We start from the raw sequence: 17,944 nt of genomic DNA, 5'->3' as shown, positions 1-17,944 counted from the left end.
TGTGGTGGGCGCCACGGACATCGCGGGCAGCGTCGCCAAGCAGCTGGCGGACGTCGAGCAGGCCAACGCCGAGGCAGTACGCGCGGCGGCGGAGCTGGTGCTGGGGGTGATCCGGGCGGACGCGCTGGTCTACACCGCGGGCGCCGGGCACTCGCTGGCGGCGGTCGCCGAGACGTTCTACCGGGCGGGTGGCCTGGCCTGCGTCTACCCGCTCTACCACCCGGAGCTGCTGCCGCTGCACGGCGCGGTGCACAGCACGAAGACCGAGCGCCGCAGCGGCCTGGCCGCGGAAGTGCTGGCCGAACGCGCCCCGGGGCCGGACGACGTGCTGGTGGTGTTCTCGACGTCCGGGGTGAACCCGTACCCGGTCGAGCTGTGCATCGCCGCGCGCGAGCGGAGCTCGGCGGTGATCGCGGTGACGTCGCGGGCGTCCGTGGCGGCGGCGCCGCGGCGGTCGTCGAGCACGCTGGTCGAGCAGGGCACGGTGGTGCTGGACTCGCTGGTCGTCCCCGGCGACGCGAGCTACCCGCCGGACGCCCCGCGCACCGCGCCACTGTCCACTGTAGTCAATGCCTTCCTGTGGAACCTGGTGCTCGCGGAGGTTTACGACCGCGGCACCGCGGAAGGCCTCGAGCTACCGCTGTGGCGCAGCTCCAACGTGGCAGGCGGCGACGAGGCCAACGCGGCCCTGCTGGCCAAGTACGGCGAAATCGTCCCGCAGCTGCGGTAGTTTCGCCGGTAGTTCGTCAAAAAGCACCGGCCGGGCACGCCTTGACGGACGTGCCCGAGCCGCTTTAGCGTCAACATACCGACTGGTCGGTGTGGACCGGTCGCTCCCGGAGGAGGTCCCATGGACAGTGCCACGGCGACGGTGCACGGCGAGTGCGCGCCGGGGTTCGAGCCGGTTCGCGAAGCGTTCGAGGAGAACTTCCGCAGCCGCGGTGAGCTGGGCGCGGCGTTCACCGCCACCCGGCACGGCGAAGTCGTGGCAGACCTGTGGGGCGGCTGGTCCGGTCCGGACCGCGCCCGGCCGTGGCAGGCCGGCACCCTGGCCAACGTCTGGTCGACGACCAAGGGCATGACCGCGATCTGCGCGCACAAGCTCGCCGACGCGGGCGAACTCGACGTCGACGCGCCGGTCGCGAAGTACTGGCCGGAGTTCGCCGCGGCCGGGAAGTCCGCAATCCCGGTGCGCTGGCTGCTTTCGCACCGCGCCGGCCTGCCCGGGATCGGCCTGGACCGGCCGGTGCAGGTCGAGGAGCTCTACGACTGGGACTTGATGACGTCGTTGCTCGCGGCGCAGGAACCGTTGTACGAACCGGGATCCGCGGGTGGCTACCACGCGCTGACCTACGGCTGGCTCGTCGGCGAAGTCGTGCGGCGGGTCGCCGGGCAGGGCATCCGCGAGTTCTTCGCCGAGCAGGTCGCCGGGCCGCTCGGCGCGGATTTCTCGATCGGGCTTGCCTCCGACGCCGACCTCGACCGCTGCGCGACCCTGGTCGACCCGGTCATGACGGAGGAGATGGCGAACGCGCTGGCCACGGCGTTCGCGGCCGCCGGTCCGGTCGCCCAGGCCGCGCTGATGAACCCGCGCGTCCAGGGCCACGACGCCAACGAACCGGCGTGGCGCCGCGCGGTCATGCCGGCGTTGAACGGCCACGGCACGGCCCGCGCGATCGCGACGATCTACACCGCGCTCGCCGACGGCTCACTCCTGTCTCCCCTGGCACTGGCCCGCGCACGGGAGAGCCAGGGCAAGGAGACCGACGTGATCCTCGGCCTGCCGAACGAGTGGGGCCTGGGCTTCTACCTCGGCAGCGACGCCCGCGGCTTCGGCCCGAACCCCGCGGCCTTCGGCCACGACGGCCTCGGCGGCTCCACCGGCGGCGCGGACCCGGAAAACGGCATCGCCTTCGGCTACACGCTCAACCAGCTCGGCCCCCTGATCCGCGACGACCCCCGCAAAATGGCCCTGGTCACCGCCCTCTACACGTGCTTGGAAGGTCGACACGCGTGATTCAGAGGTCGCCACGCGTGATTGGAGGGTCGACACGGCGCTGACACCGTGTCGACCCTTCAATCACGAGAGTCGACTCTCCAATCACGGGTGATGACCCTTCAATCACGCCACGGCGGGTTCTTCGTCGGCGAACTGGGTGGCGTGGAGGGTTGCGTAGCGGCCGTTCCGGGCCAGGAGTTCGTCGTGTGTGCCGCGTTCGACGATCTCGCCGTGTTCCAGGACCAGGATCTGGTCGGCCGCGCGTACCGTCGACAACCGGTGCGCGATGACCAGGGCCGTACGGCCCGCGAGAGCGTGGGTCAAGGCTTCGCCGACCGCGGCCTCGGACTCGGAGTCCAGGTGCGCGGTCGCCTCGTCGAGGATGACGACCTTGGGCTGGGCCAGCAGCAGCCGCGCGATGGTCAGCCGCTGGCGTTCGCCGCCGGACAGGCGGTAGCCGCGCTCCCCGACCGTCGTGTCGAGGCCGTCCGGCAGCGTCCTTACCAGGTCGCCGAGCCGCGCGCGGTCCAGCGCTTCCCAGATCTCGTCGTCGGTGACGTCCGGGCGGGCGTACGCCAGGTTGGCGCGGATCGTCTCGTGGAAGAGGTGCCCGTCCTGGGTCACGACGCCGACGGTTTCCCGCAGGGAAGCGAAAGTCAGGTCCCGGACGTCCACATCGGACAGCCGGACCGAGCCGGAGTCGACGTCGTAGAGCCGCGGCAGCAGCGACGCGATCGTCGACTTCCCCGCCCCTGACGACCCGACCAGCGCCACCATCTGTCCCGGTTCGGCGCGGAACGAGATCCCGTGCAGCACCTCTTCGCCCCCGCGGTGATCGAGCGTGACGACGTCCTCGAGCGAAGCAAGCGAGTACTTGTCCGCCGCCGGGTACCCGAACCGGACGTCGGAGAACTCGACCGAAACGCCACCCGAGGACACCAAAGAACGAGCGGCCGGCTTCTCCTCGATCATCGGCTTGAGGTCCAGCACCTCGAAGACCCGCTCGAACGACACCAAAGCCGTCATGACGTCGACGCGGACGTTGGCCAGCGCGGTCAGCGGCGCGTAGAGCCGGGTCAGCAGCAGCGCCAGCGCGACGACGGTGCCCGGCGCGAGCTTGCCGGTCAGCGCGAGGTAGCCGCCGAGGCCGTAGACGAGTGCCTGCGCCAGCGCCGAAACCAGGGTCAGGCTCGTCATGAACCAGCGGGTCAGCATCGCGGTCCGGACGCCGATGTCGCGCACGCGCCCCGCGCGCACCCCGAAGTCGTCGGCCTCCTGCACCGGACGGCCGAAGAGCTTCACCAGCGTCGCGCCCGGCGCGGAGAACCGCTCGGTCATCTGCGTGGTCATCCCGGCGTTGAGGTTCGCGGCTTCCCGCTGCAGCCCGGCCATCCGGCGGCCGAGCCGGCGCGCGGGGATGACGAAGATCGGCAGCAGCACCAGCGCGAGCAGCGTGACCTGCCAGGACAGCGTGAGCATGACGGCCAGCGACAGCGCCAGCTGGATGACGTTGGTGACGAGCCCGGACAGCGTCGCGGTGAACGTCCGCTGCGCGCCGATGACGTCGTTGTTGAGCCGCGAGACCAGCGCGCCGGTGCGGGTGCGCGTGAAGAACGCGATCGGCATGCGTTGCACGTGCTCGAACACCGCGCGCCGCAGGTCGTAGATGATGCCCTCGCCGATGCGCGCGGACTGCCACCGCTCGATCAGCCCGAACCCGGCGTCGGCGATCGCCAGCGCGGCGATCACCACGGCGAGCCAGACGACCAGCGGAAGATCACGGCCGCCGACGATCGCGTCGACCACCTTGCCCGCCAGCACGGGCGTCGACACGGCGAGGACGGCCGAGACGACGGTCAGGACGAGGAAAGCCAGCAGGCGCCGCCAATGCGGCCGGGCGAAGCGCGCGACGCGGTTGAGCGTGCCTCGGGTGAGTGCCTTGGGTGTGTCGCCGGCGCGCATCGCCGAGCTCCACAGCCCCCACATGTTGTCCACGGGAAACCCCCAGTGTCAGAAACCTCTACCATGACTGAGGTTTTCGCCGGATATGACCTGGACAACGCCCTCGTTGCCCGTTTGCTTCCCGATGCCGTTCACTCGGCGCGAACGACCTGGTGCAGGGCCGCGCGCAGCCGCTCGGCGTCCTCGGCCGAGAGCGGTTCCAGCAGGAGCGCCTCGGCTTTCCGCGTGACTTCCGCTCCCGCCTCGCGGAGGCGCTCCCCCTCGGGAGTCAGCATCACGAGCCGCTTGCGCCGGTCCCCCGGCGCGACCTCGCGCCGGACCAGGCCCTTGGCCTCCAGCTCGTCGACGAGGGCGACCATCGTCGTCCGGTCGACGCCGAGGCGCGCCGCGCCGTCCTGCTGCGACTGCGCCGGCCCCTCGCCGAAGAGCGTGAGCAGTGCGAGCTGCCGCCCGGTGACGCCAAGGGGCGCGTACAGCGGTTCGGCCAGCTCGGCGAGCCGCAGCTGGGCGTGCTTGAGCAGGTAGCCGAGCCGCTGGGTGACGGCGAGGGGCGCGCTGGACATGCGCAGACCCTACACCTACGCTGATCGTCAGCTTGACTGATGATTCCTATAACTGACGATCAGGAGATCCCCGTGACCACCGTCGGACTCAAACCACCCCAGCAGCACATCGGCATCGGCGCGCTCCGCGAGATCTGGACGATCGCCGACGACGCCGGCTTCGACGGCTGCTGGGTGTTCGACCACCTCGCCCCGATGGGACCCGACCGCACCGGTGACGTCTTCGACGGCTGGAGCCTGCTGGCCGCGATGGCCGAAGCGACGCGGCGGGTGCGGATCGGCTGCCTGGTCTCCGGCAACACGAACCGGCACCCGGGCACGTTCGCGAAGATCGCCGCGACCGTCGACCACCTCTCCGGCGGCCGGCTCGACGTCGGGCTCGGTGCGGGCGGCGACCCGCTGACGGACGCGATGATGGGCACGCCGGCGCCGTCCGCGGCGGAACGCGTGGAACGGCTCGCCGAGACCTGCGAAATCCTCCGTCTCCTGTGGACCCGGCCGGTCACCGGCCACCACGGCCGCCACTACACCCTGACCGGCGCGATCAGCGACCCGAAGCCGGTGCAACAGCCGAAACCCCCGCTGTGGCTGGGCAGCAGCGGCGAAAAGCGCGGTCTGCGCGTCGTCGCCGAACATGCCGACGTCTGGCTCAACGCGGCCCTGCCGGGGACGGAAATCCCCGAGCTGCAACGGCTTTCGCGCGTCCTCGACGCGCATTGCGCGGCAGCGGGCCGCGATCCGGCGACCCTCCGCCGGGCCGTGCAGTTCCGGCTGCCGTCCGATGCGGACCGCGCCCTGCGGCTCGCGCAGAACTACGTCGAAGCCGGGTTCACCGAGCTGGTACTGATGCCTGCCGGCCGCGATGACGTCGTCGCGGCCTCCGAAGCGGCCGCGAAGCTGCTTCCCCGCCTGCGAGACGTCGGCTGAACCGGGCGGCGGCCGCCTCGGTAGCCTGGCGACGTGGGAACGGAGGTGGGCCAGGCGCCCGCATGGCGGCGCGCGGCCCGGCTCTTCACCGCTCCGGCGCACACCGGAGAGGCCGCCCCCCTGCGCTGGGATCTGGGCTTCTACCTGGCCTGCTTGGCTTTCGCGCTGCCGACGGCGCTCGTCTCCGAGTTCTACGGCTACCGCGTCTGGGGCAACTTCGCGACGGTGGCGTACGGCCTCGGCGCGGCGCACAGCGGGTATCTGCTGCTCTCCGCCCGCAAGGGACGGACTCCGCGTGGCGTGCCCGGCTCACGGTGGTGCGGAATCGCCGCGGTCGCCCTGTTGGCCATGATCCTTCCACTGGCGCTTCTCGTGATTCGCCGGCTTACCGGAGTGGACTGGCTGATCACGCCGTTCTCGTGGGCCGCGCAGCCCGAGGTCTGGGTGATCGAACGGTCCGCCGGCCTGCTGCTGCACCACGGAACCCCGTACGTCGACGTCACCGCGCTGAGCCGGGCGCCCGTGGTGAACGATTACACCCCTTACGGCCCGGTGATGGCGGTCTTCGGCCTGCCGCGGGCGCTGTTCGGCGGCACCCCGCTGACCGACGCGCTCACCGACGCCCGCTGGATGTTCGCCCTGGCCGCCTGCGCGTGCGTGCTGGGTTCGCTCAAGCTGCTGAAGTGGCCGAAGGTGCCGGTCGGCGCCGCGCAGCTCGCGCTGGCCTGCCCGCTCACCGCGCTCACCTGGGCCGTGGCCGGCCCTGACCTGGCGATCGTCGGCCTGCTGGTGCTGGCGTGCGCGCTCGCGGCCACCGGGCGGGTCGCCTGGTCGGGCCTGGTGCTGGCGCTGGTGATCAGCGCGAAGCTCATCGTCGCGCCCGCGGCCGCCGTCCTGGCGGTGCTCGTGCTGGTACGCCGGGGCTCGGTTGGCCACGAGAAAGGTCTCGACTGGACGGCACTGACCCGGTTCGCGACGGCGCTGGTGGCGACGACGGCCGCCGTGCACCTGCCGGTGTACCTGGTGGATCCGGCGGCGTTCGTCGAGCACGTCTTCCGGTTCCCGCTCGGGATGGGCGTCGTGCGGTCGCCCGCGGCCAGCCCGCTGCCGGGCCACCTGATCGCCGAGACCGGCGCGTTCGGCCGGGTGGCGGCGTTCGCGCTGGTCGGCGCCGCGGCCGTGGCCATGGTGGTCTGGCTGGTGCGCCGGCCCCCCGCGAACGGCTCCGGCGCACTGCTGCGCATCGCCGTCGGACTCGGCGCGTTGATCCTGCTGACCCCGGCCACCCGGTACGGCTACCTGGTGTACCCGCTGATCCTGCTCGGGGCCCACCTGGCGTTCCGCGTGGCCGAAGATCCCACTGCGCCCCCCGCGCAGCAGTCCGCGACTTCTCCTGCCTGACTACTTCTTCTTGACCCTGGTGGCCCCGCCGCGCCCCCGCAGCTGGACGCCGGACTCCGAGAGCACCCGGTGGACGAAGCCGTAGGACCGCCCCGTGGACTCCGCGAGGGCCCGGATGCTCGAGCCCTTCTCGTATTTCTTCTTCAGGTCAGCGGCCAGCTTGTCGCGCGTGTTGCCGGTGATCCGCGCGCCTTTCTTGAGATCAGCCACGTCGATCGCCTTCCCGCCGAGAGTGTTCTGGGCCACATAACGGCCCCTGCCGGGGCAATGATCGAACACTGAGCGCCGGAATGCCAGACGACAGACGTGAAACAGCCGAAATTGCGATCACATTGGGCCATTCCAGTGCCTCGCGGTGAGCGATCTTGCACCCGAATGGACGCACGGGTCACGCAAGCTGGACAAGTTCCAGATAGTCGGCCGACCAATGGTCCTCGGTGCCGTCGGGCAGCAGGATCACCCGCTCCGGCTCCAGCGCCTCGACGGCACCCGGGTCGTGGGTGACCAGGACGACGGCGCCGGCGAAGCTGCGCAGGGCGTCCAGGACCTGCGCACGGCTGGCCGGGTCGAGGTTGTTGGTCGGTTCGTCGAGCAGCAACACGTTGGCAGCGCTGGAGACCAGGCCGGCCAGCGCGAGCCGGGTCTTCTCGCCGCCGGAAAGCGTGCCGGCCGGCTGGTCGAGTTGTTCGCCGGTGAAGAGGAACGAGCCGAGCAGGTTCCGCAACTCCTGCGCGCCGGTGTCCGGAGCGAGGTGTCGGATGTTTTCCCACACCGACGCTTCATGATCAAGAGTTTCGTGTTCCTGTGCGTAATAGCCCAAACGCAATCCGTGACCCGGAACGACGGAACCGGTGTCCATGGTTTCCATTCCCCCGAGGAGCCGGAGCAATGTCGTCTTTCCCGCGCCGTTCAAGCCGAGTACGACGACCTTCGAACCGCGGTCGATCGCGAGGTCGACGCCGGTGAAGATTTCCAGCGAGCCGTAGGACTTGGAGAGTCCCTCGGCGGTGAGCGGGGTCCGGCCGCAGGGCGCGGGCTCGGGGAACTTGATCCGGGCGACCTTGTCGGCGTGCCGGGTGTCCTCGAGGGACGACAGCATCTGCTCGGCGCGGCGGGCCATGTTCTTGGCCGCCACGGCCTTCGTCGCCTTCGCACCGAGCTTCGCGGCCTGCTGCTGCAGCGCCGACGCCTTCTTCTCGGCGTTGGCGCGCTCGCGGCGGCGGCGCTTCTCGTCGGTGGCGCGCGCGTCGAGGTAGCGCTGCCAGCCCATGTTGTACAGGTCGAGCTCGCCGCGGGTGGCGTCGAGGAACCACACCTTGTTGACCACGTCGGCCAGCAGCTCGACGTCGTGGCTGATCACGACCAGGCCGCCGTCGTGCTGCTTGAGGAAGCCGCGCAGCCAGTTGATGGAGTCGGCGTCGAGGTGGTTGGTCGGCTCGTCGAGCAGCAGGATCGTCTCGGACTTGCCGCCGGCACCGGCTTCGGCCGCGGCGAACAGGATCCGCGCCAGCTCGACGCGGCGGCGCTGGCCACCGGACAGCGTCCCCAGCGTCTGGGCGAGGACGCGGTCGGCCAGGCCGAGGTTGGAGCAGATCCGCGCCGCTTCGCTCTCCGCGGCGTACCCGCCCAGGGAGGCGAAGCGCTCTTCGAGCCGGGCGTAGCGGTCGATGGCCTTGTCGCGCGCGGCGTCGTCGACGAGCTCGGCCATGGAGGCCTGCGCCTTTTCCATGTCGCGCATCAGCTTGTCCAGACCACGCGCGGAGAGCACGCGGTCCTTCGCCGTGACCGACAGGTCGCCTTCGCGCGGGTCCTGCGGCAGGTAGCCGAGCGCGCCGGTGCGACGCACGTCACCCGCGTGCGGCTCGCCTTCGCCGGCGAGGACCTTCAGCGAGGTGGTCTTGCCCGCGCCGTTGCGGCCGACGAGGCCGATGCGGTCGCCGGGCTGGATGCGGAGGGTGGCGCCGTCGAGCAGGATGCGCGAACCCGCGCGCAGCTCAAGGCCGGTGGCCGTGATCAAGGGAAACTCCCGTGGACGGGGGTGAACGGAGGACTGTGTCTGCCAAAAGACAGCGTCAGGCGCGAGCCGCGGCGTCACTCCAGCTGGATATCCACGAGACCAGTGTACGGGTCGGTGTCGAAGGGTTTTCCCGGACGTGGGCGGTCTCACCCGTCGCGCAGGGTGATCTCGACGTTTCGCGCGCGCCCGGCCGCCTCTTCGAGGACGGCCCGGCTCGGCTCGCCGATCTCCAGGACACGCGGTTCCGCCCGGGCGAACAGCGCGGCCAGCCGGCGGTCTTCGCGCAGCTCGTCGAGGGCACGCCGGTCACCGCCGAGCACCACAGCGTCCACTTCGGACAGCCGGGGCGCGAGCACCTCGAAGGCGTCCCGCGCAGCGGCTTGGAGCGCGTGCCGCGCTTGTCCGGCGCGACGCCGGGCGAAGCGCTGCTGCGACCAGCCACCGGCCGCGGACCGGCCGTGCACGAGGTGCCGGTCGGTCCGGGAGATCTCGACCTTGCCGTCGCGGGCGACGCCGACGCTGTGCCCGCCGAGCCGCACCAGCAGCAACGCGACCCGGCGCGGCCGCAGGACGTGCGCGACGAGAGCCTCGACGGACGGCTCTTCGAGGGCACCGAACGGGACGGCGGCGGTCGCGGTGGTGCCGTCGACGGCGGTCACCCGGACCACGTCCGGAGTTCCCGAGGTCGTCGCGATCCCGCCGTGCCGCTCGGCGAACCGGGCGAAGAAGCCCTCGAGCCGGTCGGGCGGTACCTCGACCGCGCGGCCGCCACCCGCGACCTCCCGTGGCTTCATTCCGGGAAGGGTACGGGGCCGGAAACGGTACGGGGCCGCCGCGAAATCGCGACGGCCCCGTACTGGTGATGGTTCGTTACAGCGGGTGCACCGGCCCGTTGTTCGTGTAACCCCGCACGTTCGACGGCGCGCCGGCCGCCGGGGGCTGCGCGAACCCGTTGATGTGCAGGGCGACCGAGCGGATCGAGCCGACGTCGCCGCCGGCCGCGTCCACCACGCCGAACGTCCACGTGCCGTCGACAGCCGCGCCGGTCAGGTTGCCGGTCAGGGCCTGCGTCGGCCGCCAGGTGCCGGTGAACGGCGCGTTGGCCGAGGTCACCGTGCTGAACGCGGTCGCCGCGTTGTCGGCGAAGACGACCTGGCACAGGTTCTTGCCCGAGCCGCCGTTGCGCTGGAACACCGTGGCCTTCGCCCCGGACGGCGCGGTCAGCGTGCCGACCAGGTCACCGACGTAGGTGTGGTCCAGACCCACGGTGGTCGAGGCGGGGTCGGTGCTGCAGGTGGTGCCGTCCACGGAGAACGACACCTTGGACGCGCGGCCGACCCCGCTGACCGGGATGGTCACCGACGCCCCGACCGGGCTGTTGTCCGGGATCGCCACCGGCGCGCCGGTGTAGGCGAAGTTCTGCGTGACCGGCGACGGGGTGCCGACCGGGAGCAAGAACGACGTCGTCGTCGGCGAATGCGCCCCCGCGAAGGTGACGCGGGCGTTCAGCACCACCGGCACACCCAGCTGCTGGGTCGCCGGGACGGTGATGGTGAAGTCGTTGACACCGGTCTGTCCCGGGCTGATGGTGCCGTAGGACTTGGCCCGCGGCGCCACGGTGACTCCCGGGGTCGAGCTGGTGAGCACGACGCTGGTGGACACCGCGGTGCCGTCGCCGTCGTTGGTCACCGGCAGCGTCACCTTGGCGGTGTCGCCCGGGTCGAGCGCCGAACCGCCGTCGGCCGGGGTGACCGTCGGCTGCTTGGCGACCGCCAGCGGCTGCGGGCTGGCGCCGGTGTAGGCGAGCACCTTGTCCGCGAGGATGACGCCGGCGCCGGTGAAGTTGTCCGGACCCGGCTTTTCGATGTCGACCGCGGTGTTGATCAGCGCTTCGCGCACCTCCGCGGGCGGCAGGCCGGGGTTGCCGGACAGCACGAGCGCGGCGATCGCGGCCGCGTGCGGGGCGGCGGCCGAGGTGCCGAAGAACGGGTTGAACCCGCTCACGCTGGTCTGCACGCCGTCGGCGGCGGTGATCTCCGGCTTGTTCCGGACCTCGCCGCCGGTCGACGACACGTTGCCCGGGGTGATCGGCGTGCCGTTGGCCTCGTAGAACACGCGGCGCGGGCCGTCCGAAGTGAACCGCTCGGCCTTGGTGGCACCGCTGAACGAGCCCGGGTACGGGCCCGCCGGGTTGGCCGGGTCACCCGGCTCGAGCGGCCGGCCGAACGCCTTGGCCGCCGGGGCGGCCGCGACGCTGAAGGCGTCGCGGGCGGCCGAGTGGCCGACCGTCACGCCCGGCGTGTTGTACGCCTTGAGGCCGTCCACCGAGTCGGAGAACCGGCCGCGCAGTGCGGACAGCGACAGGTAGCGGTTCTGGCCGGAGAACTTCACGACGGCCAGGCGCAGCCCGGTGCCGCCGAAGCCCGGCGTCTGCAGGATCTCGAACGGGTCCTGCGTGCCGTCCTGGACGTTCTGGCTGAAGCTGACCACGGCACCCGCGGAGTTGAGCAGGTAGAGGTCGTAGTCGTTCGCGGACGCGCCGGTCGGGTCCGACCAGTGCAGCGTCACCGGGACGCCGGCCGAGGACGCGTCCGAGATCGGCTCGTAGATCTGGGTGCCCGCCGTGCCGGCGAAGTTGTGCGCGGTGCCGGCGAACTTGCCGACCGACTTGCCGGAGTCGACGAAGTCGCCTTCCCAGTGCCCGGCGGTGCCGCTGGCGACGTTGCCCTCGTTGCCCGCCGACGAGAAGTACAGCGCGCCGTCCGCGGTCACGTCGTTCACGGCCTGGGCGATGATCCAGTCCTGGAACGGCGATTCCTTGAAGTAGATGACATCGTCGACGATGACGTCGCAGTGCGACTCGAAGCGCAGCTTGCGGATGTTGTCCGCGAAGCTGGCGTCCGAGTTGAACGCCGACGCGAAGCCGAGCGCGGCGCGGGGCGCGAGGTCGTGGATGATCTCGAGCATCGCGGTGCCCTCGTCGCCGTCACCCTCCTGGCCGGGGATGACGTCGACGGTCGGCGGGAGCTCGCCCTTGGCCTGCGAGGCCGCCAGGGAGTCGACGCCGTCGGACAGCGCGCACGCCTTGACCCCGACACCGGTGACGCCGAACTGCTGGCGCGCGATGTCGGCGTTGTGCGCGCGGTCGCCTTCGCTGACCAGCGGCGCGGCCGCGACGGCACTGCGCTGCGCCTTGGCACTGACGGCCTTCTGCAGCTCGCCGGCGATGCGGTCGGCCTTCTGCTGCTTGGTTTCGGTCTTGGCCGGCGCCGTCGCCGGAGTGGCCAGCTCGTGGGCTGTCATCGCCTGGTCGGCCTGCTCGACGCGTTTGACGTCGCCGCGCGCGGCGATCTCGCCGACCTTGGCCACCGGGATCTCGGCCCGGACGCTGGCGTAGCGGTCGGACACCGCGCGGATGCCCGCCCCGGCCTTGGTGAGCCCGGCGATGAGGTCCGGCGAGACCTTGCTCACGCGGATGTCGACCACGACGGTGCCGGTGGCGCTCACCCCGGACTGGAGCGCGTTCAGCTGCTTCCCCACGCCCTTTTCGGCGACCAGCAGCTTACTGTCTATTTTGGACTCGGTGGCGGTGCGGCCCGCCTTGACCGCCTGCAGGGCGGCGATCTGCTGTTGCGCGGTTTCGGTGAAGGCGTCCGGTCCGGACGCGGTGGCGGCCCCCGCGGCGGGCGGGGACACCAGGCCGAGGGCGGCGAGCAGCGCCGCGGCCCCGGCTGTGAGCACAGTGGATCTCGATCTCGTGGAACGGGTACGACGCACGTGCGCCCTCCGATTCTCCAGGCGCGTGCCCCGACTCACGCTGACCTACACCGGTGATCACCGGTTGGAACCAGCTAAGTACCGTTAGTTCTCCGTAAACATCAGCCGTTCGAGTGACAAAGGACGGATAATTTCCCGAATAGGCCGGAAGACGTAGGCCGTTCAGCGCAGCAGAGAACCGGTCACCGGACACCGACCGGACAACGGGACCGCGCGTGCAACGGGCGTCCCACACAGTGAAACCCGTTACCGTCGAAGCGCCTCAGAGCACAGCCTCATAGCACAAAGGAGTCCGACCAGGGCTGGGCCGCGCGGCCCGACAGCGCGTCCAAAAGGGTCACTGCCTGCTTGTCGGTCAGCGAAGCCACGAAGTCCACCACCGCCCGCCCGCGGGCGAGGCCGCGCACCGCGTCCGCTCCCGTCACGGGCTCGCCCGTCGCCCCGACGAGCAGCTCCGGCGCCGACCGCGCGAGCTCGGTGTACTCGGCGCGGGCCAGCTCGACGAGGTCGTGCAGCCGGCGCGGCAGGCGGGACACCTCGTCGCGGTCGAGCAGCCACGCGTCGAGCGCGTCGACCAAGCTTGTGACGAGCCCGGCCTGGCCGCGCTGGTGCAGCGCGAGGTCCGGGCGCAGCAGCACGAACCGCCGGTGCACGAACTTGAGCACCTGGACCTCGTGCCACTGGGCGGGACGCAGCGAGACGTGACCGCTGCGGGTGGACGGCGAAGCGAGCACGAACACGCCGTCGACCAGCCGGGCGGTCCAGTTCGCGGAGAACGCGGCCGTCGCCTGCTCGGCCTCGATCGAGCCGTCGAACTCCCCGGCGAGCAGGCCGTCGACCAGCTCCGCGTGCACCCGCGCGACGGCGGCGGCGAACGCGTCGTCGTCGACGATCCACGCGTCCTTGGCGTTCAGGCGACGGCGGAGGCGCTCCAGCGAACGGCCGGGGCGGCGCAGGCCCGCGTACAGCGTTTCGTCGTCCAGCGCGGCCAATTCGCGCGCGTGCTCCAGCCACTCCCCCAGCTCCGCCGCGACCGGCGCGTGCTGCAGCACGCCGATGCGGTGGAAGTCCTGCAGGTCGTGGATGGCGTACGCGATGTCGTCGGCAGTGTCCATCACGGACGCTTCGACCGTCTGCTGCCAGCCTTCGACGCGGCCGGCGAACGCCGCGCGGGCCTGCTCGAAGTCGTCGAGTTCGGTGGCGTAGGCGGAGAACTTGGCCGCGCCGGTGCCGGGCACCTCCCCCGGTTCGGCGGCGCCACGCGGCGGCACGGCCATCGCCGACGGGTGCGGCGCGGGGTGGTGCAGCCGCAGCCACGGGTACTTGAGGACCGCGGCCCGCACGGCGGCGGTGAGGTCGAGCCCGATCGCCGACGGCCCGCGCACGTCGGTCGTGGTCAGGATGCGGAACGTCTGCGCGTTGCCCTCGAAGCCGTCGGCGAGGCCGAAGCGGTGCCGGGCGATCCGGTCGAGCGTCTGCTCCCCGAGGTGCCCGAACGGCGGGTGCCCGAGGTCGTGGGCGAGCGCGGCGGCTTCGGCGACGTCCGGGTCGCAGCCGCCCAGCTTGGCGACGATGTCGGCGTCGTCCCCGCCGGCGACCCGCTCGGCGATGGCGCGCGCGACCTGCGCGACCTTCAGGCTGTGCGTGAGCCGGTTGTGCAGCAGGCCCGCACCGCCGGCGCTGACCACCTGCGTCACCCCGCCGAGCCGCGCGAAGAAGGGCGACGCGGCGATCCGGTCGCGGTCGATCCGGAACGGGCTGGTCGCCAGGTCGGTGAACCCGCCGACGTTCGCCACGGGGTCGCGCCGGGCCGCCCGCGGGTCGGTGTGCTCGCTGCCCTGATCCATGCGCCCGACCTTATCCGGCCGGGTTTGTTTCACCCGATCGATGGGCAACATGCCGGGTCCGCGGATCGATTGAAGGGGTGTCCACCGACGGAGGAGCCACCATGAACCGCCCGATCCGCCTCGCCGCCGCCCTCGTGCTCGGCATCGGGCTCGCCGCTTGCGGCGCCGGACCGGGCGGCGGCCCCGCGGCGACCGGCACCCCGACCACACCCCGCGCCGAAACCACGGCCACGCCGCCGGCCACGACCTCCGCCGCGCTGATCAAGGTCCCGGACGTCTCCGGGATGAACCACCAGGATGCCCAGGACACGATGCAGCGGGCCGGGCTCTACAACCTGCGCGAGGTCGACGGCACCGGCCAAGGCCGGATGCTGGTCCTCGACCGCAACTGGGTCCAAACGGGCCAGGACCCGGCTCCCGGCACCGAAGTCACGCCCGACACGGTGATCACCCTGACGGCGGTCAAGTACACCGACCGCTGAGCCGTGTCGTCCCCTCAATCACGCGAGTCGACCTCCCAATCACGCGAGCCGACCCTTCAATCACGTCCGCCGAGGGCCACATCCGTGGTCCGGGAAGCAGCTCGCGTGATTGAAGGGGCATCACGCGTGATTGGAGGGTCGACTCGCGTGATTGGAGGGTCGACACGCGGGTCAGGACTCGGGCGGGGTCGTGTACGCCCGCAAGGTGTTGTCGGCTGCCGCGCGGGCCTTGGCCGGGTCCGCGCCGGCGGCGACGTCGGCTTCGTACCAAGCCTCGTTCGAAGCCGTCATGAACCGGATGCCCTCCGGTGACATCATCCAGGCCATCGCCGCCTCCGGGTCGACGGTCGTGCCCGGCGTGGCCAGGTGCAGGACCAGGCCGACCAGTGCGCCGTCCCAGCCGATGCCGACCGCGCCCGGGCCGAACTGGTCCCAGTGGTCGTCGACGTGCGCGACGTGCTCCAGCTCGAACCGCGTGCCGTCGCCCTCCGGCGTCAGCCGGACCTCGATCCAGCTGACGCCGCCGTGCATCTCCCACGTCGCCGCGAAGCTCTTCGGCGGGTCGCAGCGCTCGACCGTGCCTCCGGCGTTGCCCTCCAGCTGGTACTTCCCGCCGAGCTTCAGTTCGCCGCTGACCGGCAGGAACCAGCGCGGGATCCGCTCGGGGTTCGTGCAGGCGTCCCACAGGTCGTCGACGTCGGTGTCGTAGACCTGGCTGATGGTCAGGACGCGGGCCTCCTTCTCCTCGATCACCCGGTCGCCGAGCGTCCGGCGGACGGCGCTGATCTGGTGGCTGACGTCGATCACTTGCCTTCTCCTTCGCTGAGTCGCCGGGCACGCTTGCCGCGGGCGATTTCGGTGGCCAGCGCGTCCAGCGGCGGGGTCCAGTACCGGCGGAACCGGTCGAGCCAGACGTCGACGTCCCGCAGCGGGGCGTGCCCGACCGCGTACAGCCGCCGCGTCCCGTCCTGGCGGACGACGGCGAAGCCGCTCTCCCGCAGCACCTTCAGGTGCTGGGACACCGCGGGCTGCGAGATGCCGAACTCGGCCCGGATCACCTCGGTCACCGCGCCGGCGGCCCGTTCGCCATCGGCCAGCAGCTCGAGGATCCGGCGGCGGACGGGGTCGCCGAGGACGTCGAACGCGTGCACCCGGCCAAGCTACAAGCAGCCACTTATATAAGTCAAGGCTGAACAAGTGGCAGATGCCACTGTGTGTTGGTCCGATGTGGGGAACGGCGGTGAACATCAGTCGACATCCGTTTCGTTTCGCCACCCGACCCGCGACGATCGGCTCGTGAAGTCGCCACGCGCGGTCCGCTTCGCCTTCCAGCCGCTGTACAGCCTCCACACGGGAGGCGTCGTGGCCCACGAAGCGCTGGCCAGGCCCGAGCAGGGCACGGTCCCGGAACTCCTCGCGCACGCACGCCGCGAAGGCAGGCTCGCCGCGGTCGACCTCGGGCTCGCGGCCGCCGCCGTCCGGCAGGACGCCGAAGACCCGACGGCGCTCCCCCTGCACCTCAACCTCTCCGCGCGCACCCTCGCGGCGCCGCCGTCGATGTTCGACGGCCTCCTGGAAGAGCTCGGTGCCGCCGGCCGCCGCACCCGCGACGTCGTCCTCGAAATCGGCCCGCCCTTCGCGGCGCTACCCGGCGAGCGCGCGATCGCCGGGATGCGGGCGCTCACCGAACTCGGCTTCCGGCTCGCGCTCGACGGCCTCGGCCGCGGCGACCTGCCGCTGGGCCTGCTCGTCGAGGCGCCGGTCGATCTGGTGAAGCTCGACCGCACGGTGTTGCGCGGGCTGCCGGACGGCCAGGCCTCGGCCGCCGTCGTCGAGGCGCTGCTGCACTACACGAACCGCACCGGCACCCGGCTCGTCGCGACCGGCGTGGAGACCGACACCCAGCTCGACGCCGTCCGCGGCCTCGGCGTCCGGATCGCGCAGGGGAACCTCCTCGCCCCGCCCACCGCCGCCGGTCCCGCGCCTGCCCTGCTCGCGCGGCCCCGCACCGCTGTCGCACCGGGCGCGGCGAAGTGCGTCGGCGACTTCCTCCGCCCGGCCACGACGCTGCCGGAAACCGCGACGTGCGATGAAGTCCGCGAAGTGCTCGCGGCGGCCGACGCGCCTTCGGGCGTCATCGGGGTGGACGAGCTGAACCGGCCGCGCTGGTCGGTCGACCGGACCCGGTTCCTGGTCGCCGTCACCGGCCCGTACGGGCACGCGCTGCACGCCAAGCGCCCCGCGGCGCGGCTCGCCGACACCCCGCACACGATCGAGTCCCGCGCCGGGGCGATGGAGTTCCTCGAGCTGGTCACCGACGCCGACTGGGGCCGGACCGGCGACGACGTCGTCGTGGTCGACGAGGTCGGCCGCTGCCTCGGCGTGGTGCTGGTGACCGAGGTGGTGCGCGGCGTGGCCGAGGCGAAGGTCGAGGCCGCGGCGGCGCTGAACCCGCTCACGCGGCTGCCGGGCAGCGACACGGTCGCCCGCGACGTCGCCCGCCGGATCACCATCGGCGAGCCGTTCGTGGCGGCGTGGCTGGACATCGACGCGTTCAAGGCGGTCAACGACACGGCCGGCTTCGCCGCGGGCGACAACCTGATCCGCGAGCTGGGCTCGGCCCTCACCGACCTGGCCGGCGGACTGCGCCGGATGCGGGTCAGCCACGTCGGTGGCGACGACTTCCTGGTCGTCTGCGACGTCGACGAGATCGGCACGGTGGCGGGCGCCCTGCTGGACCGCCGCTGGTCGGCCGACGGCATGCCGGTGACGGTGTCACTGGCGACGCTGGTCTGCGCGAGCGGCGCGATCGGGTCGTACCAGGAGGTTTCGCGGCTGCTGGCGCCGCTGAAGAAGCGCGCGAAGGCGGTGCCCGGGTCGAGCTGGGTGCTCGGCCGCCCGGGCTCGGACCGGGTGGAAGTGTTGCGCGGCATCGGAACCCGAGGCCTACAGGCCGCAGCGGGCTAGCT

At 71.7% G+C, this 17,944-nt stretch carries 15 protein-coding genes; 6 read left to right on the top strand and 9 right to left on the bottom strand.

Annotated elements, in window-relative coordinates; all coding sequences use genetic code 11:
• Position 1: 1 nt before the first annotated feature.
• Both A3CE_RS0137950 and A3CE_RS0137945 read left to right on the top strand, forming a co-directional pair.
• Positions 2-730 (top strand): SIS domain-containing protein, encoded by a 729-nt coding sequence (locus tag A3CE_RS0137950; RefSeq protein ID WP_026469252.1) that lies wholly within the window; start codon positions 2-4, stop codon positions 728-730.
• Positions 731-850: 120 nt separating this feature from the next.
• Positions 851-2,017: an EstA family serine hydrolase gene (locus A3CE_RS0137945; protein ID WP_020645329.1), complete on the top strand. Its 1,167-nt coding sequence runs from the start codon at positions 851-853 to the stop codon at positions 2,015-2,017.
• 105 nt (positions 2,018-2,122) lie between these two features.
• Here the strand turns inward: A3CE_RS0137945 and A3CE_RS0137940 are convergent, their stop codons facing one another.
• Both A3CE_RS0137940 and A3CE_RS0137935 read right to left on the bottom strand, forming a co-directional pair.
• Positions 2,123-3,994 carry an ABC transporter ATP-binding protein gene (locus A3CE_RS0137940; protein ID WP_020645328.1) on the bottom strand — a complete coding sequence of 624 codons (1,872 nt, stop codon included), beginning with the start codon at positions 3,992-3,994 and terminating at the stop codon, positions 2,123-2,125.
• A 98-nt stretch (positions 3,995-4,092) separates the two neighbouring features.
• On the bottom strand, positions 4,093-4,524 hold the full coding sequence (locus tag A3CE_RS0137935; RefSeq protein ID WP_020645327.1) for a MarR family winged helix-turn-helix transcriptional regulator: 432 nt from the start codon (positions 4,522-4,524) through the stop codon (positions 4,093-4,095).
• 72 nt (positions 4,525-4,596) lie between these two features.
• On the opposite strand from A3CE_RS0137935, the gene A3CE_RS0137930 reads away from it, so the two are divergent.
• Positions 4,597-5,451 (top strand): LLM class flavin-dependent oxidoreductase, encoded by an 855-nt coding sequence (locus tag A3CE_RS0137930; protein WP_020645326.1) that lies wholly within the window; start codon positions 4,597-4,599, stop codon positions 5,449-5,451.
• 33 nt (positions 5,452-5,484) lie between these two features.
• Positions 5,485-6,852, top strand: coding sequence for a glycosyltransferase 87 family protein (locus tag A3CE_RS0137925; protein ID WP_026469251.1), 1,368 nt, complete (start codon positions 5,485-5,487; stop codon positions 6,850-6,852).
• On the opposite strand, the gene A3CE_RS0137920 is transcribed toward A3CE_RS0137925, so the two are convergent.
• From A3CE_RS0137920 to A3CE_RS0137900, 5 genes are all read right to left on the bottom strand, one after another.
• Positions 6,853-7,062: a helix-turn-helix domain-containing protein gene (locus tag A3CE_RS0137920; protein WP_003071237.1), complete on the bottom strand. Its 210-nt coding sequence runs from the start codon at positions 7,060-7,062 to the stop codon at positions 6,853-6,855.
• 178 nt (positions 7,063-7,240) lie between these two features.
• On the bottom strand, positions 7,241-8,869 hold the full coding sequence (locus A3CE_RS0137915) for an ABC-F family ATP-binding cassette domain-containing protein (protein ID WP_020645324.1): 1,629 nt from the start codon (positions 8,867-8,869) through the stop codon (positions 7,241-7,243).
• 146 nt (positions 8,870-9,015) lie between these two features.
• On the bottom strand, positions 9,016-9,663 hold the full coding sequence (locus A3CE_RS0137910) for an acVLRF1 family peptidyl-tRNA hydrolase (RefSeq protein WP_020645323.1): 648 nt from the start codon (positions 9,661-9,663) through the stop codon (positions 9,016-9,018).
• A 76-nt stretch (positions 9,664-9,739) separates the two neighbouring features.
• Positions 9,740-12,610, bottom strand: a complete 2,871-nt coding sequence (locus tag A3CE_RS0137905; RefSeq protein ID WP_020645322.1) for a S8 family serine peptidase — start codon at positions 12,608-12,610, stop codon at positions 9,740-9,742.
• Positions 12,611-12,921: 311 nt separating this feature from the next.
• Positions 12,922-14,493: a deoxyguanosinetriphosphate triphosphohydrolase family protein gene (locus tag A3CE_RS0137900; protein WP_020645321.1), complete on the bottom strand. Its 1,572-nt coding sequence runs from the start codon at positions 14,491-14,493 to the stop codon at positions 12,922-12,924.
• Between the two features lie 101 nt (positions 14,494-14,594).
• Here A3CE_RS0137900 and A3CE_RS58900 point away from each other — a divergent pair, with 101 nt between their 5' ends.
• Positions 14,595-14,975, top strand: coding sequence for a PASTA domain-containing protein (locus A3CE_RS58900; RefSeq protein WP_020645320.1), 381 nt, complete (start codon positions 14,595-14,597; stop codon positions 14,973-14,975).
• Positions 14,976-15,146: 171 nt separating this feature from the next.
• Here A3CE_RS58900 and A3CE_RS0137890 read toward each other — a convergent pair whose 3' ends face one another.
• Together A3CE_RS0137890 and A3CE_RS0137885 are read right to left on the bottom strand one after the other, a co-directional pair.
• The gene (locus A3CE_RS0137890; RefSeq protein ID WP_020645319.1) at positions 15,147-15,782 is read right to left on the bottom strand and encodes an SRPBCC family protein; all 636 of its coding nucleotides are present in this window, start codon (positions 15,780-15,782) and stop codon (positions 15,147-15,149) included.
• Positions 15,779-16,126 (bottom strand): ArsR/SmtB family transcription factor, encoded by a 348-nt coding sequence (locus A3CE_RS0137885; RefSeq protein ID WP_020645318.1) that lies wholly within the window; start codon positions 16,124-16,126, stop codon positions 15,779-15,781. Before A3CE_RS0137885 ends, A3CE_RS0137890 begins: the two co-directional genes overlap by 4 nt.
• A 145-nt stretch (positions 16,127-16,271) precedes the next feature.
• Here A3CE_RS0137885 and A3CE_RS0137880 point away from each other — a divergent pair, with 145 nt between their 5' ends.
• A complete protein-coding gene (locus A3CE_RS0137880) occupies positions 16,272-17,942 on the top strand; it encodes a GGDEF domain-containing protein (RefSeq protein WP_020645317.1) in 1,671 nt (556 codons plus the stop codon).
• Positions 17,943-17,944: the final 2 nt, after the last annotated feature.

It is taken from the genome of Amycolatopsis balhimycina FH 1894, assembly GCF_000384295.1.
GTDB lineage: Bacteria > Actinomycetota > Actinomycetes > Mycobacteriales > Pseudonocardiaceae > Amycolatopsis > Amycolatopsis balhimycina.
This window is presented reverse-complemented; position numbering and strand designations above follow the sequence as displayed.